Origin of the sequence: uncultured Sulfitobacter sp. (assembly GCF_964021855.1) — a bacterium.
Taxonomy (GTDB): domain Bacteria; phylum Pseudomonadota; class Alphaproteobacteria; order Rhodobacterales; family Rhodobacteraceae; genus Sulfitobacter.
Genome location: NZ_CAXHZD010000001.1, coordinates 1017728 through 1033180 on the forward strand (window position 1 = coordinate 1017728; position 15453 = coordinate 1033180).

The following is a 15453-nucleotide window of genomic DNA, read 5'->3' on the forward strand; positions in this document are numbered from 1 at the left end:
TTGCAGAATCAGGTATAGGCAGACCTGGTTAACAACGCGTGAAGGGTTCCCCGCCCATTTTCACTAAATGGGCTGGGGAAAATCAATTAAGTCGCGGCACCGCCGACGGTCAGGCCGCCGATCATCAGGGTAGGTTGCCCTACGCCGACAGGCACCCACTGACCAGCCTTGCCGCAATTGCCCATGCCGGGGTCTAGCGTCGGATCATTACCGATGGCGCGGATCTGTTTCAGGGCGGTTGCCCCGTCACCGATCAATGTCGCGCCTTTAACCGGCGCACCGACAACACCATTTTGAACACGATATGCCTCGGTACAAGAGAACACGAACTTGCCGTTTGTGATATCGACCTGCCCGCCGCCAAATCCGACCGCATAGATACCATCCTTGAGGTCGGCGACAATATCACCGGGGGCGACGTTACCGCCCAGCATATAGGTGTTGGTCATGCGCGGCATCGGAATATGCGCATAAGATTCGCGGCGTCCGTTCCCTGTCGATTTCACGCCCATCAGGCGCGCGTTCTGGCGGTCTTGCATATAGCCGACCAAAACACCGTCTTCGATCAATGTGTTTTTGGCCGATGGCGTGCCTTCGTCATCGATGGTAATTGATCCGCGCCGGTCAGGGATCGTGCCATCATCCAGAACGGTCACCCCTTTGGCGGCAATCTGCTGGCCCATCAGCCCGGCAAATGCGCTGGTGCCTTTGCGGTTGAAATCACCCTCTAACCCGTGGCCAATGGCCTCGTGCAGCAGGATGCCGGGCCAGCCGGGGCCCAACACGACATCCATCATGCCCGCGGGGGCAGGGACGGCCTCAAGGTTAACGCAGGCAACACGCAAGGCTTCGCGGGTTTTTGCCTGCCAATCGGATCGCGCGATCAAACCGTCCAGCCCGACGCGCCCGCCACCACCGGCAGTGCCGCTTTCACGCCGCCCGTCCTGTTCAACGATGACGGAAATGTTAACACGCGTCATGGGTCGGATATCGCGGACGGTCGTGCCTTCGGGGCGCAGAATTTCGACCTCTTGGATCGACGCGGATATAGAGGCAGACACCTGCACCACGCGTTTGTCCAAACTTCTGGCGAAATCGTCGATTTCACGAAGTGTTTCGACTTTTACCGAGAATGTCGCACCGGCTATTGGATCTTCATCTGTATAGAGGTGTCGATTGGTCGCAGTTGGACCATCAGCCCATGTTCCGCCACCGTCACCGACGGCCAAACGCGCGGTCTCGGCGGCCCTGCGCAGGGCAGATTCGGTGATTTGCGACGAATGTGCGTATCCAGCGACCTCGCCGCGTACGGCGCGCAGGCCAAATCCCTCAGATGCATCGTAGCTTGCTGTTTTTAGGCGACCATCATCAAACATCAGCCCCTCAGACCGACGCCGTTCAAAGAACAATTCGCCGTCATCCGCGCCTGCAACGGCATCTTTCAGCACCGCAAGGGCCGTGTCGCGGTCAAGGTCACCCTCAAAAGGGTTAAAACGAGGTTGGCTCATCAAGATGTTCCCTGATTTGTGTCAAAAAGATCGCTTCGCGTCCGTTTGACACAAGCAGAAGTCTTTATCTTGAAGTTAGAATATGATTGTAAGCATAGAGATTACAACGGCACGTGGTCCAAAACGGCACCTGCCGCTAAGATTCGCTATCAATGGTCACAAGATCAGGACGACATATGAAACATCTTCTTAAACTTTCAGGTCTCATGGCCGCCTTTTCTGCCGCCCCCGCATGGGCACAGGAAAACCTTCGCATCGATGGCCTCGAAATCATCGGGGAACCGATTGACGGGGAAATGGGCTTTCAGCCTGCTGTAACCCGCGTCGCACAAGACATTCATGATCTGGATTATCTGATCTTGGTGATCATCACGCTGATCACGTTGTTCGTTACGGGCCTGATCCTGTGGGTCGCGTTCCGCTACAACAAAAAGCGCAACCCGACCGCAGCGTCCTTTACGCACCACACTCCGGTTGAAATCGCGTGGACCATTGCGCCGATTTTGATCCTTGTACTGATCGGTGCCTATTCGCTGCCGATCCTTTTCCGCCAGCAGGAAATTCCGCAGGCTGATTTGACCATCAAGGCGATCGGGAACCAGTGGTACTGGTCGTATGAATACGTGGACGATGGTTTCGGCTTTGACAGCTACATGATCGGTGCCCCGGCTTTGGGCGGTGAAAACCGCAAAACACCCGAGGTCGTCGCCGAGCTAGAAGCCGCAGGCTATACCGAGCAGCAGTTCCTTTTGGCGACCGACACCGCTGTCGTGATCCCCGTGGGCAAGACAATTGTTGTTCAGGTCACCGGTTCTGACGTGATCCACTCATGGGCGGTTCCCGCCTTTGGCGTGAAACAAGACGCCGTTCCGGGCCGTCTGGCCGAAACATGGTTCACCGCTGAAAAAGAAGGTGTGTACTTTGGTCAGTGTTCGGAGCTGTGCGGCAACGCGCATGCTTATATGCCGATCACCGTCAAAGTCGTCTCCGAGGCGGCATACGCCCAATGGCTGGGTCAGGCGAAAGCCGAATACGCAGGTATTGCACAGCCTTTGACCGTCGCGTCGAAGTAACTAAATGTAAGATGCCGGGGCGCGCGCTGCGTGGCCCGGCCCTCCTGTATATGAGTTTTTGACATGTCAGACACGAGCACAACCACTTCTGGCGACTACGAGTCGCAGCTGGGCGATTACTTCGCACTGCTGAAGCCACGTGTGATGCAGCTGGTCGTTTTCACCGCGCTGGTCGGCATGTTGGCGGCACCTGTATCCGTGCACCCTGTCGTTGGCTTCGCGTCGATCTTGTTCGTGGCGATTGGCGCTGGCGCGTCTGGTGCTTTGAACATGTGGTGGGATGCCGATATCGATGCCATCATGCGCCGCACCGCAGGCCGTCCGATCCCGTCGGGGCGTGTTCAACCGGGAGAGGCATTGGCAATCGGTATCGCGCTGTCTGGCTTGTCGGTGATGATGCTGGGGCTGGCGGCGAATTTGCTGGCCGCGGGCATGTTGCTGTTCACTATCCTATTTTACGCTGTTTTCTACAGCATGTGGCTGAAACGTGCGACGCCGCAGAACATCGTCATCGGCGGTGCCGCCGGCGCGTTTCCACCTGTCATCGGTTGGATTATCGCAACGGGCAGTTTCTCGGTCGAGGCGTGGCTGATGTTCGCGCTTATTTTCATGTGGACGCCGCCGCATTTCTGGGCTTTGGCGCTGTTCATGCGTAATGATTATGACGATGCCAAGGTGCCGATGTTGACCGTCACCCATGGTCGGCCATCCACGCGCCGCCATATCCTTGCCTATACAGTTTTGCTGGTGATCCTTGCCGTTGGTACCGGGTTCACATCGATTGGCGGGCCGATCTATCTGGTGACAGCTGTCGTATTGAATGTGCTGTTCCTGATTGGTGCTGTGAAAATCTGGAAGCGTAACGAGGACGACAGCGAGGCCGACAACTTTTTGGTCGAACGCAAGTTTTTCAGATTGTCCCTGTGGTATCTGTTCCTGCACTTCGGTGCGATTTTGGCCGAGGCCACATTGCGTCCCTATGGTCTAGGAGGTTGGTCATGAGCATTCGCGTCGAACACGAGCTGCACACACGGCGCCGTGGCCGCAATCTGGGCATTGGCCTGATGCTGGGCGCGTTCGTCCTGCTGGTGATGGCCCTGACCTTTGTTAAGATTACCAATATCGATTTTGGTGATCTGCCCGGTGGTGCCATCCAAACGCAGGAGAGCAACTGATGGCCATGTCCGGTCCGGCAAAGACTGTGGCGCAGACCGTATCAGTCGTTGTGCTGATGGGCGGGCTGGCCTGGGCGTCTGTGCCGTTCTACAACTGGTTTTGCAAGGTTACAGGGTTCGGCGGCACGCCGGGCCAGGTCAGCGCCAATGCAGGCGATATCCTTGATCAGACGATCAAAGTCCGTTTCGACGGCAGCCTGAATCAGGGCATGCCGTGGGAATTCAAGCCTGCCGTAACCGAGATGGAACTGCGCATCGGTGAAACGGGTCTTGCCTTTTACGAGGCATATAACCCGACCGATAAGCCGATTGCGGGGCAGGCGTCATATAACGTCACGCCCTATTCGGCTGGTCCATTCTTTGAGAAAATCGAATGCTTCTGCTTTACTGAACAGGTGCTTGCCCCCGGCGAGCGGGTTCAGATGCCGGTAAGCTTCTTTGTCGATCCGGAAATCGTCAAAGACCTTGATGGCAAGTATGTACATACGATCACACTATCTTATACGTTCTATGAAATTGATTTGCCCGAGGGATATGCCGCCCTTGATCAAGGCAGCCAGACAAACCTGAATTAGCAAAAGGTGAGGGACGCCACCATGGCCCATGAAAAAAACCACGACTACCACATTCTAGCGCCCTCGACATGGCCGCTGCTCAGCTCTTTGGCTGGCTGTGCCATGCTGGCCGGCATCGTTTTCTGGATGCACGACATCACGCCGTTCGTGTTCTTTGCTGGTTTGGCGGGCGTGCTCTATTGCATGTTTGGCTGGTGGTCCGAAGTTGTCGCTGAAAGCAAGATCGGCGATCACACATCCGTCGTACGCATCGGTCTGCGCTATGGCTTTATCCTGTTCATCATGTCCGAGGTGATGTTCTTTGTTGCATGGTTCTGGACCTTCTTCAAAGAAGCGCTGTACCCGATGGATGCCTTCTTCGGCTCCACCTATGTTCAGCCTGATATTGTTCCCGTTGACGCATTTCATCTGCCGCTGATCAACACGCTTATTTTGTTGCTGTCCGGCTGTGCGGTCACGTGGGCGCACCACGCTTTGGTGCATGAAAACAACCGCAAAGACCTGGTCACTGGCCTGGCCGTCGCGATTGGTCTGGGCCTGATGTTCACCGCGTTCCAAGCCTACGAATACTATGAGCTGCTTGCGCATGATGACTGGACCTTTGGCGGTGATCTGTTCTTCTCCAGCTTCTTTATGGCAACCGGCTTTCACGGTTTTCACGTGATCATCGGCACGATCTTTCTGACCGTGTGTCTGATCCGCGCGATGCGGGGCGATTTCACGCCCGAGCAGCACGTTGGTTTCGAAGCCGCAGCATGGTACTGGCACTTTGTTGATGTGGTATGGCTGTTTCTTTTCTTCGCCGTCTACATGTGGGGCATCTAAACGCCCCGCCTGCTTGCAAACCGGCAGGTAATCACTAAAAGCAACAGGCGCGTAAGGGGAACCTTGCGCGCCTTTGTCTTGATGTTGCCCCGGCGGTAACCAACCACAAGAGAGCCGTATGCGCCGCACGCTATTCCTGCTGATTATCGGCCTTGGGGGGGCTGCTATCCTGATCTCTCTTGGGGTCTGGCAGGTACAGCGGCTTGCTTGGAAGCAGGCAATCATCGCCGATATCAACGCGCGTATTACCGCAACACCTGTCACGCTGCCTGAAACTGTCGACCCGCTGACCGATGCCTATCTGCCGATTACCGCAGATGGCGTCATAGAGGACGGCGAAATTCACGTGCTGGTGTCGCAAAAGGACATCGGTGCAGGCTACCGCATTATCGCGCCGTTCCAATTGCAAGATGGCCGCCAAATCATGGTCGACCGCGGCTTTGCCCTTACCACAGCCAAAGACACCGAACGCGCCCTCGGCCCTGCGACGGTCATTGGTAATCTGCAATGGCCCCAAGAGACCGATGGCTTTACCCCCGCGCCAGACATGAATGCCAACATCTGGTTCGCGCGCGACGTGGGTGCAATGGCCGCGCAGTTACAAACCCTACCGATCTTGCTGGTGGCGCGGTCAAGCTCTTTGCCCGAGCCGGGGATAAGTGCGCTGCCTGTTGATACAGCCCGTATTCCCAATGACCACTTGCAATACGCGATCACCTGGTTCTCTCTTGCCGCCATCTGGCTTGGCATGAGCCTATTTTTCCTGCGCCGCCGTGGCGCATCCAAAGTCGAAAGCTGACCTTCCTTATGCGTTATGTATCTACTCGTGGATCTGCCCCTGTTCTGAACTTCGAAGAGGCGTTGCTGACCGGCCTTGCCCGCGATGGCGGCCTTTATGTGCCCGAAACGATCCCGACCCTATCACGCGAAGACCTGACCGAGATGGCAACGATGTCTTACGAAGACGTCGCATTCAAAGTGATGCGCCCCTTTGTCGGTGACACGTTCACGGATGAAGAATTCAAACAGCTCATTGCCAAAGCCTATGCCGGGTTCAACCACACGGTCCGCGCGCCTTTGGTGCAATTGGATCAGGGGCATTTCTTGCTGGAACTGTTCCACGGCCCGACACTGGCTTTCAAAGATTTCGCCATGCAATTGATCGGCCACATGTTTCAGGCGGTTCTGTCGCGCAAGGGTGACCGGGTGACCATCGTCGGCGCAACCTCTGGCGATACCGGATCGGCCGCGATCGAGGCATTTCGCGGATTGGACAATGTCGACGTGTTTATCCTGTACCCGCATGGCCGCGTGTCCGACGTGCAGCGCCGCCAGATGACCACCCCATCTGAAAGCAACGTGCATGCCTTGGCGCTGGACGGGGATTTCGACGATTGTCAGGCCCGCCTCAAGGACATGTTCAACGACCATGAATTCCGCGACGGCGTAAAGCTGGCTGGTGTGAACAGCATCAACTGGGGCCGTGTGCTGGCGCAGGTTGTTTACTATTTCACCGCAGGGCTGGCGATGGGCGCGTTGGATCGCAAGGTCAGCTTTACCGTTCCAACTGGAAACTTTGGCGATATTTTTGCGGGCTATATTGCCCGCCAGATGGGCCTACCGATTGCCGATCTGGTCGTCGCGACAAACCAGAATGACATTCTGCACCGTTGCCTGATCACTGGCGGCTACCACAAGGGCGAGGTGCATCCGTCAATCAGCCCGTCGATGGATATTCAGGTCAGCTCGAACTTTGAACGCGCATTGTATTTCGCCTATGGGCAGGACAGTGACGCGATCAACGGTTTGATGGACGATCTGGCCAAGGGCGGTTTTGATGTCGGCGACAATGCCCTGCGCGATCTAAAGAATACCTACAAGTCCGGTCGCGTGTCGGAAGAGGAAACCTCGGCCACGATCAAGGAATTCTATGCCAACACAAACGAGCTTCTGTGCCCGCATTCAGCCATCGGTGTGCGCGTGGCCCAAGCGCTGCGTGATCCGGCGACGCCCATGATCACCTTGGCCACCGCGCATCCGGCGAAATTCCCCGACGCGGTCGAGGCGGCCACAGGCGTGCGCCCACCATTGCCACCGCATATGGCAGATTTATTCGACCGCGAGGAACGTATGACTCGTGTGCCCAACGATCTGGCCGCCCTCAAGGACATCATCAAAGGGGGCATCGCCCAGTGAGCCTGCAACAACACCGCCTGTCCAACGGGTTCCGCATCGTAACAGAGCATATGCCCGGTCTGGCCTCGGCCTCCATCGGGGTGTGGGTGACGGCAGGCGCGCGCCACGAGACGCCGAAACAGAACGGCATCGCGCATTTTCTTGAACACATGGCGTTTAAAGGCACGGCAAAGCGCACGTCGCTGCAAATTGCCGAGGCAATTGAGGACGTTGGCGGCTATATCAACGCCTATACCTCGCGCGAGGTGACGGCTTATTACGTGCGGGTGCTAGAAAACGATGTGGCGCTTGGGCTGGACGTGATCGCCGATATTCTGCGCAATCCGATCTTGGACAAGAACGAGATCGAGGTCGAGCGCGGCGTGATCTTGCAAGAGATCGGCCAGGCATTGGACACGCCAGATGATGTGATCTTTGACTGGTTGCAGGAAGAGGCGTATCCGGATCAACCACTGGGTCGCACCATTCTTGGCCCCCAAGAACGCGTTTCCAATTTCACCCGCGAAGACCTGTCTGGTTTCATCGCGCAGCATTACGGGCCTGAACAGATGATCCTGTCGGCAGCGGGTGCCGTTGATCATGATGAAATCATTCGACTGGCCGAGAAACTATTCGGTGACATGCCAGCCAAGCCGCTGTTCGATGTGGACGCTGCGAAGTTTTCAGGCGGGGAAATCCGCCAGATCAAACCGCTTGAGCAGGCGCATTTCGCCCTTGGTTTTGAATCGCCCGGCTACCGCGCTGATGATATCTATGTCGCGCAAATTTATGCGTCCGCACTTGGCGGCGGCATGTCGAGCCGTCTGTTTCAGGAAATCCGCGAAAACCGTGGGCTGTGCTATACGATCTTTGCACAAGCGGGGGCCTATGCCGACACAGGCATGATGACGATCTATGCGGGCACCAGCGGTGAACAACTGCCCGAACTTGCAGGCATCACCATCGACGAGATGAAGCGCGCCGCATCAGATATGTCACCTGCCGAGGTCGCACGCGCGCGCGCGCAGATGAAAGCCGGGTTGCTGATGGGGCTGGAAAGCCCGTCAAACCGCGCCGAACGTCTGGCGCGACTGATGCAGATTTGGGATCGCATTCCACCGTTGGAGGAAACGATTGCGCAAATCGATGCCGTAACCACAGGCGACGTGCGTGACATTGCCCAACAGATGGCATCAACGGCCCCGGCTGCCTTGGCGCTTTACGGACCGGTCGATGCGGCACCAACTTTGGAAGCCCTACAAGAGCGTCGCGCTGCCTGATGCTATTGGTTAAACGGAAAATCGCGATTGAGACGGAGCGGCTGACGTTGCGCCCTCCGATCCATTCCGATTTCCGGCCTTGGGCCACTTTGCGGGCCGAAAGCATTGATTACCTTACCGCGTGGGAGCCGTCTTGGGCCAGCGACCACCTGTCGCGTAAATCCTTTACGAACCGGGTCTATTGGGCCTCGCGGTCGGTTTCGGGTGGCACAGCGCTGCCGTTGTTTCTGGTCCGGCGTAAAGACAATGCGCTGATCGGGGCCATCACCCTTGATAACATCCGCAGGGGACCAGCGCAGGCGGGCACACTGGGCTATTGGACCGGCGAAAGGTTTGCCCGCCGCGGCTATATGCGCGAGGCGATCGAGGCGACCGTTCATTATGCGTTTACGCGCCTGGACCTCAGCCGGATCGAGGCCGCCTGCCTGCCGGAAAACGTTGCCTCGCGTGGGCTGCTGGAAAAGACCGGCTTCAAATACGAGGGTGTCGCGCAAAGCTATCTGCAGATCGACGGGCGCTGGCGCAATCACGTGCTCTATGCACAACTGCGCAATGACCGGCGTGGCAAGACCGCGGCGGGATAGTCTTGCCGTCGCTATCGGGCAAAAATAAAGGGGGCCAAAGCCCCCCTTACATCATCTCAAATTTTTTGTTCCGTTACCGGCGACGATCCCGGCGTGCGCTCATCGGTTGGAACGCCACGCCAACATGGGCCTCGCAATAGGGTTTGCCTTGTTGAACAGGCAGACCACAGAACCAGAAATCATCTGTCGCGGGGTCACCAACGGGCCATTTGCAGGTCCGCTCTGTCAGGTCCATCAAGCCGATCTTTTTCGACTTCTTCTCGATCTCGCTGACCTTGGCCAAGGCCTCGGGGCTGATCTCGTTTGCAGATGGCTGTGGGGGCAGGGGCTGACCCGCCGGAATAATCTTGGCACGTGCCGGCAGATTTGGCCGTGGCGCAGGTGCGGCCTCGACTTCTTCTTCTTTCGGTTCCGGTTTTGGCTTCGCGGCAGCCTTTGGTGCCGGCTTTGGCTTGGCCTCTGCCTTGGGGGCTGCGGCGGCGGGCGCTGCGGCACCTGTCGTTGTGCGGTTCGACAGGCCCAGGCGGTGAACCTTACCAATCACGGCATTACGGGTGACGCCGCCCAGTTCTTTTGCGATCTGGCTGGCCGATTGGCCCTCGCCCCACATTTTCTTCAAAATCTCTACGCGGTCATCAGTCCAAGACATTTGGCGTCCTTAGCTAAAAAGCGGCCCCATTCCGGACCGCCTTGGAAAATCTCAAGGCCCTATACTAATCACTGACAGCTTGGGTGCAAGGCGCGATGCGGAATTTGGGCGGGTTGTGTCCTTATTCGGGGCCGCAAAACCACATCAAAACTGAACTCTTTGGCTTAAACTGAACGAAAATAGGTGGGCTGTAAAATTTACGCTATGCAATACGGGTCCATTCCATTAACAAAACCGCATGATCAATTGCGTAGCACATATTTCGCGACGACGCCAAAGCTGACCACAGCTTCGCCATCCCTCCTATGGGGTGTGTTTGATCATATGCGGTAATAATCCGCAAAAACCCCTTAAATTCCATTGACCCTTTCCGCCTCGCGTGGCCTTTTGTGGCTTTGATGCGGCCAACCCCACAAGGATGATCCCGATGATCCCATCTGTTCTGCCGACCTATTCCCGTGCGCCCCTTAGCTTTGTCAAAGGCGAAGGCAGCTGGCTGATCGAGGAAGATGGCCGCCGATTTCTGGATCTGGGCGCGGGTATTGCTGTGAATGCACTGGGTCATGCCCACCCTGCATTGATCGCAGCGCTGACGGAACAGGCGGGCAAGCTTTGGCACACGTCGAACCTGTATGAAATCCCGCAGCAGCAGGCGCTGGCCGATAAACTCGTCGACCTCAGCTTTGCCGACACGGTGTTTTTCACCAACTCAGGCACAGAATCTTGCGAACTGGCCGTGAAAATGGCGCGCAAGTATTTCTACGATAAGGGGCAGCTGGACCGGGTCGAGATTATTACCTTCTCCGGCTCGTTTCACGGCCGTTCCTCCGCAGGTATTGCGGCGGCGGGTTCCGAGAAAATGATCAAAGGGTTTGGCCCGCTTCTGCCAGGGTTCATACATCTTGAGTTTGGCGATGACGACGCGCTCAAGGCTGCGATTACAGATAATACTGCCGCGATTATGATCGAACCGATCCAAGGTGAAGGCGGTATTCGCCCTGTGCCGGATCAAGCCCTGAAAGACATGCGCGCGCTGTGCGATGAACACGGCATCCTGCTGATCCTGGACGAGGTGCAATGCGGCGTTGGCCGGTCGGGCAAGCTTTTTGCGCATGAATGGGCAGGCATCACACCGGACATCATGATGGTTGCCAAAGGCATCGGTGGTGGCTTCCCCTTGGGCGCTGTGCTGGCCACCGAAGACGCGGCATCAGGCATGACGGCGGGCACCCACGGGTCCACCTATGGCGGTAACCCGCTGGGCTGCGCCGTCGGCAACGCGGTCATTGATATCATCGGCGATCCGGCCTTTCTGGACGAGGTCAACCGCAAGGCTGGCATGATCCGTCAAAAGCTCGAAGGTCTAGTTGCCAACCATCCCGATGTCTTCGAAGCCGTGCGTGGCAACGGGCTGATGCTGGGCCTTAAATGCAAAGCAACGAACAGCGATGTGGTCGCTGCCGGCTATAAACATGAAATCGTCACCGTACCGGCTGCCGACAACGTGATCCGCCTGCTTCCACCTCTGACAATCACCGATGAAGAGATCGCGGAAGCGATCGCGCGGCTCGATAAAACCGCCAGCAGCCTGACCTCTGCCTGATCTTCATTTTGCCAAATAAACTCCGGGGGGTTCGGGGGGCTGGCCCCCCGTCCTTTCAAACAGAAGAATAACCTATGCAACATTTTCTAGACATCCACCAAACCGACCCCGCTGATCTGCGCGGTATCATCGACAGCGCCGCCGCGATGAAGGCCAATCGCCAGGGGCGTCCACGCGGTGCGCCTGACGATGAACAACCGCTCAAAGACCATATGGTCGCGCTGATCTTTGAAAAGCCATCAACACGTACCCGCGTCAGCTTTGATGTGGGCGTGCGCCAGATGGGCGGCCAAACCATGGTGCTGTCCGGCGCGGATATGCAACTGGGTCACGGCGAGACGATCGCCGACACGGCACGTGTTCTGTCGCGCTATGTCGACTTGATCATGATCCGCACCTTCGAAGAAGCGACGCTTTTGGAAATGGCCGAATACGCTACCGTGCCCGTGATCAACGGGCTGACCAACCGCACGCATCCTTGCCAGATCATGGCCGATATCATGACGTTCGAGGAACACAGCGGCCCGATCAAAGGGAAAAAGGTCGTCTGGTCCGGCGACGGCAACAATGTCTTTGCCAGCTTTGCCCATGCGGCCAAAAGCTTTGACTTCGAGCTGGTCTTTACCGGCCCGCCGACCTTGGATCCTGAGGCCGCCTTGAACGGTCTCTACACCACCGAACGTGACCCGAACAAAGCGGTCGAGGGTGCCGATCTGGTGGTCACCGACACATGGGTTTCCATGCATGACCCGCAATCGGCGCGCGAACGTCGGCACAACCAATTGCGCGGTTATCAGGTCAATGACGGGCTGATGTCCAAGGCCAAACCGGACGCATTGTTCATGCACTGCCTGCCCGCCCACCGCGATGACGAGGTGACAAGCGCGGTTATGGATGGCCCCAATTCCGTGATCTTTGACGAGGCTGAAAACCGCTTGCACGCGCAGAAATCGATCATGCGCTGGTGCTTGGGTAAATGATGGAAAAGCAGCCCATCGTCGTTGCGGGTGCAGGGGCGATCGGTTGCTTTGTGGGCGGTCTTTTGGCGGCGCGCGGGTATGATGTGACATTGCTTGCGCGCCGCCGCGTCATGGACCAGATCTCGGAACATGGCCTTCATTTGACGGACTTTGCCGGGTTAAACGTGGATGTCCCCGCCGAAAACCTGACGCTGACCGATGATCCAGATTGTCTGCAGACGGAGGCGCTGGTTTTAGTGACGGTCAAGACGGCAGATACTGCTGCGATGGCGCAGGAAATCGGTCGTAACGCCCCCAAAGACGCTGTTGTGATCAGCCTGCAAAACGGGCTGGAGGCAGCGCAAACCCTACGCGATATCCTACCCAGCCATGATGTCAGCGCAGGTATGGTGCCGTTCAACGTGGTGCCTGCAGGTCCCGGTTCGTACCACCGCTCCACCAGCGGGAACATTGTGATCGAGGCGGGCAAGATGCCCTTGGCTGATCACCTGTCGCACCCTGATCTGGTGTTTGAAAACAGCAATGACATCGCCGCCGTTCAATGGGGAAAATTGTTGATCAATTTGAACAATGCGCTGAACGCCTTGTCGGGTTTGACGCTTCAGGCGCAACTGCTCAGCCGTCCTTGGCGCTTGGTCATGGCCGCGCAGATGGCCGAGGCGCTAAAGGTGCTCAAGGCCCATGGCATTCAAACGAAATCCTCAACACCGCTGCCATCTGCGTCGATCCCTTGGGTTTTGCGCCTCCCTACGCCGATCTTTCAACGGGGCGCGGCCAAGATGCTTACAATCGACCCCACGGCGCGTACGTCGATGTCTTATGATCTTGAGGCCGGAAAACCGACCGAGATCGACGCGCTGCAAGGGGTGATCGTCAGGCTGGGCGCTGAAAAATCGGTACCGACCCCGCTGTGCACACGCGTGCGGAAACACATCAATCAGGCGACAGGGCAGGGGATACCCCACCTAACACCTACTCAGATTTAGTGAACAATCGCCGTCAGTATGAGAAAGATAAGCGCAGACATCGTAGCCGCTGCCGGAACGGTAATCACCCAAGCAGCAATGATGGTCATGAAATGCGACCGGCGTACCAGCTTGCGGCGGCGGCGTTCTTCGACGGCGATGCGTTTGACCCGGACAATGGTGGCATCGGGGCCGCGCAAGCGTCGTTCCATATGCCACTCGCGGTAAAACCCAACGCCAAAGACGCCGCCGACCGCGATATGGGTCGAACTGACGGGCAACCCCAACCACGACGCCACAATCACGGTGATGGCCGCCGACAATGCCACGCAATAAGCGCGCATCGGGTTCAGCTTGGTAATCTGGCTGCCGACCATGCGGATCAGCTTTGGTCCGAACAAAAACAGCCCGAACGAGATGCCAAAGGCACCGATCACCATGACCCATGTGGGAATGGATACTTTGGCTTCGAAACCACCAAACTCGGACGCGTGGACAATCGCGGCCAGGGGGCCAACCGCATTGGCGACGTCGTTGGCCCCATGCGCAAAGCTGAGCAATGCGGCTGAAAACACTAACGGCAGGCCGAACAATATCTTTACGGATTTGTTGCGGTTTTCCATGCCTACAGAAGCGCGGAAAATAGCGGGGCGCGACACGGCATAGGCCACGATCCCCAGAACCAAGCCGATGAACAGCGCCATGCCCATGTCGATATGCACGATCTTTTTCAGACCCTTAAGCGACAGATAGGTGGCGAAAACGCCCGCCATGACGCCAACTAAAATCGGGACCCAGCGGCGTGATGCGGCGATCTTGTCTTCTTGGTACAGGATTTTTGCTTTGATCAGCGCCAGAAACCCGGCGGCAACGACGCCACCCAAGACGGGCGAGATGACCCAGCTTGCGGCGATCATGCTCATCGATGACCAATTCACAGCCGTCAGGCCCGCGGCAGCGATGCCCGCGCCCAACACGCCCCCGACTACGGAATGGGTTGTGGATACAGGCGCACCGACCCATGTGGCCAAATTCACCCATAGTGCGGAGGAGATCAGCGCGGCCATCATCGCCCAGATAAACACCTGCGCATCTGCAACCGATGTCGGGTCAATAATCCCCTTTGAAATGGTCGATACAACATCGCCCCCTGCCAGCAGCGCGCCGGCGCTTTCGCAGATGGCGGCGATCAGAATGGCACCGCCCATGCTTAGTGCTTTGGCACCGACGGCGGGGCCCATATTGTTGGCAACGTCATTGGCCCCGATATTGACGGCCATATAGGCACCAAAGGCGGCAGCGGCGATAACCACGTAAGTAGAGGACGAATAGCCAAGGAAAATGCCCGCAGAAAGCGCAGCGAATACGATAAATGCCAGCGCAATCCCAAAACCGACCATCGGGCGGGCGGCATAGGTTGCGGCTTGTTCCACCCGCGAAATACGGTGCAGATCAGTGTCTAGCGTCTTCCATTGCTGGCCTTTTGGCGCGTCACTCATAGCTGCTCCAATCAATACAATTGGCGCGTCCTGCCAGAAACGGGACAGCTATACAAGTCTGCGCCGAAGGACCGCGCAGCCAACGCAGAAAAGATCAAAGCGAGCGCAGAATATCCTGCAGGTCCGGTTCGTCCACCAGCTCTGCCGCCTCTGCGGGCGCAAACCACTTGCGTTTGCGTTCATTTACCTCTGGGTATTTGTCTTCAAGGTTCCGGACGCGCGTCAGGTATACTTGCGCGTTTACAGGTGTGGTTAACCCGTGATCCAGACGTTTGTCATAATCGTAATACCCGATTGGGTCGCTTTCGATATCGGCCTTTGAAACACCGGCTTCTTCCCACGCTTCTTGCAGGGCGGCTTCGGCGCCATCAAGCCCGTCAACGGGCCAACCCTTTGGCACGATCCACCGTCCGGTGTCACGGCTTGTGATCAACAGTACCTGTTTGCCTTTGCTGGTCTCGCGATAGCATAGCGCTGCCACTTGCAGCCGTTTCGGGCGCTGCCACATAGGAAGAAACATTTCATCCCATGCGCGTTTTAATACGTGCATCATTTTATTACC

The 15453-nt window shown here is 57.2% G+C and carries 16 protein-coding genes; 12 read left to right on the forward strand and 4 right to left on the reverse strand.

Annotated elements, in window-relative coordinates:
* Positions 1-86 precede the first annotated feature (86 nt).
* Positions 87-1508 carry a metalloprotease TldD gene (gene tldD / locus AADJ11_RS04960; RefSeq protein WP_341233424.1) on the reverse strand — a complete coding sequence of 474 codons (1422 nt, stop codon included), beginning with the start codon at positions 1506-1508 and terminating at the stop codon, positions 87-89.
* A gap of 176 nt (positions 1509-1684) precedes the next feature.
* Here tldD and coxB point away from each other — a divergent pair, with 176 nt between their 5' ends.
* From coxB to AADJ11_RS05005, 9 genes are all read left to right on the forward strand, one after another.
* Positions 1685-2581 (forward strand): cytochrome c oxidase subunit II, encoded by an 897-nt coding sequence (gene coxB, locus AADJ11_RS04965; protein ID WP_341233425.1) that lies wholly within the window; start codon positions 1685-1687, stop codon positions 2579-2581.
* 63 nt (positions 2582-2644) lie between these two features.
* On the forward strand, positions 2645-3583 hold the full coding sequence (gene cyoE / locus AADJ11_RS04970; RefSeq protein WP_341233426.1) for a heme o synthase: 939 nt from the start codon (positions 2645-2647) through the stop codon (positions 3581-3583).
* Positions 3580-3756: a cytochrome C oxidase assembly protein gene (locus AADJ11_RS04975; protein ID WP_219578781.1), complete on the forward strand. Its 177-nt coding sequence runs from the start codon at positions 3580-3582 to the stop codon at positions 3754-3756. The genes cyoE and AADJ11_RS04975 overlap by 4 nt, the downstream gene beginning before the upstream one ends.
* Entirely contained in the window at positions 3756-4331 is a 576-nt protein-coding gene (locus tag AADJ11_RS04980; RefSeq protein ID WP_341233427.1) for a cytochrome c oxidase assembly protein, read from the forward strand. Before AADJ11_RS04975 ends, AADJ11_RS04980 begins: the two co-directional genes overlap by 1 nt.
* A gap of 21 nt (positions 4332-4352) precedes the next feature.
* Positions 4353-5156, forward strand: a complete 804-nt coding sequence (locus AADJ11_RS04985) for a cytochrome c oxidase subunit 3 (RefSeq protein WP_341233428.1) — start codon at positions 4353-4355, stop codon at positions 5154-5156.
* 118 nt (positions 5157-5274) lie between these two features.
* Positions 5275-5955: an SURF1 family protein gene (locus tag AADJ11_RS04990; RefSeq protein WP_341233429.1), complete on the forward strand. Its 681-nt coding sequence runs from the start codon at positions 5275-5277 to the stop codon at positions 5953-5955.
* Between the two features lie 8 nt (positions 5956-5963).
* Positions 5964-7352, forward strand: coding sequence for a threonine synthase (thrC, locus tag AADJ11_RS04995; protein ID WP_341233430.1), 1389 nt, complete (start codon positions 5964-5966; stop codon positions 7350-7352).
* Positions 7349-8611: a pitrilysin family protein gene (locus AADJ11_RS05000; RefSeq protein WP_341233431.1), complete on the forward strand. Its 1263-nt coding sequence runs from the start codon at positions 7349-7351 to the stop codon at positions 8609-8611. Before thrC ends, AADJ11_RS05000 begins: the two co-directional genes overlap by 4 nt.
* A complete protein-coding gene (locus tag AADJ11_RS05005; protein WP_341233432.1) occupies positions 8611-9195 on the forward strand; it encodes a GNAT family protein in 585 nt (194 codons plus the stop codon). The genes AADJ11_RS05000 and AADJ11_RS05005 overlap by 1 nt, the downstream gene beginning before the upstream one ends.
* A 73-nt stretch (positions 9196-9268) precedes the next feature.
* On the opposite strand, the gene AADJ11_RS05010 is transcribed toward AADJ11_RS05005, so the two are convergent.
* Positions 9269-9844 (reverse strand): GcrA family cell cycle regulator, encoded by a 576-nt coding sequence (locus AADJ11_RS05010; protein ID WP_341233433.1) that lies wholly within the window; start codon positions 9842-9844, stop codon positions 9269-9271.
* 427 nt (positions 9845-10271) lie between these two features.
* Here AADJ11_RS05010 and AADJ11_RS05015 point away from each other — a divergent pair, with 427 nt between their 5' ends.
* The 3 genes from AADJ11_RS05015 (at position 10272) to AADJ11_RS05025 (ending at position 13413) form a co-directional block, all read left to right on the forward strand.
* Complete coding sequence (locus tag AADJ11_RS05015; protein WP_341233434.1) at positions 10272-11447, forward strand: aspartate aminotransferase family protein; 1176 nt, start codon at positions 10272-10274, stop codon at positions 11445-11447.
* Between the two features lie 74 nt (positions 11448-11521).
* A complete protein-coding gene (gene argF, locus AADJ11_RS05020) occupies positions 11522-12427 on the forward strand; it encodes an ornithine carbamoyltransferase (RefSeq protein ID WP_341233435.1) in 906 nt (301 codons plus the stop codon).
* Complete coding sequence (locus tag AADJ11_RS05025; RefSeq protein ID WP_341233436.1) at positions 12427-13413, forward strand: 2-dehydropantoate 2-reductase; 987 nt, start codon at positions 12427-12429, stop codon at positions 13411-13413. The genes argF and AADJ11_RS05025 overlap by 1 nt, the downstream gene beginning before the upstream one ends.
* Here the strand turns inward: AADJ11_RS05025 and AADJ11_RS05030 are convergent.
* Both AADJ11_RS05030 and AADJ11_RS05035 read right to left on the reverse strand, forming a co-directional pair.
* A complete protein-coding gene (locus AADJ11_RS05030; RefSeq protein WP_341233437.1) occupies positions 13410-14891 on the reverse strand; it encodes an inorganic phosphate transporter in 1482 nt (493 codons plus the stop codon). The genes AADJ11_RS05025 and AADJ11_RS05030 overlap by 4 nt on opposite strands.
* 94 nt (positions 14892-14985) lie before the next feature.
* The gene (locus AADJ11_RS05035; RefSeq protein ID WP_341233438.1) at positions 14986-15444 is read right to left on the reverse strand and encodes an NUDIX hydrolase; all 459 of its coding nucleotides are present in this window, start codon (positions 15442-15444) and stop codon (positions 14986-14988) included.
* Between the last annotated feature and the right edge of the window lie 9 nt (positions 15445-15453).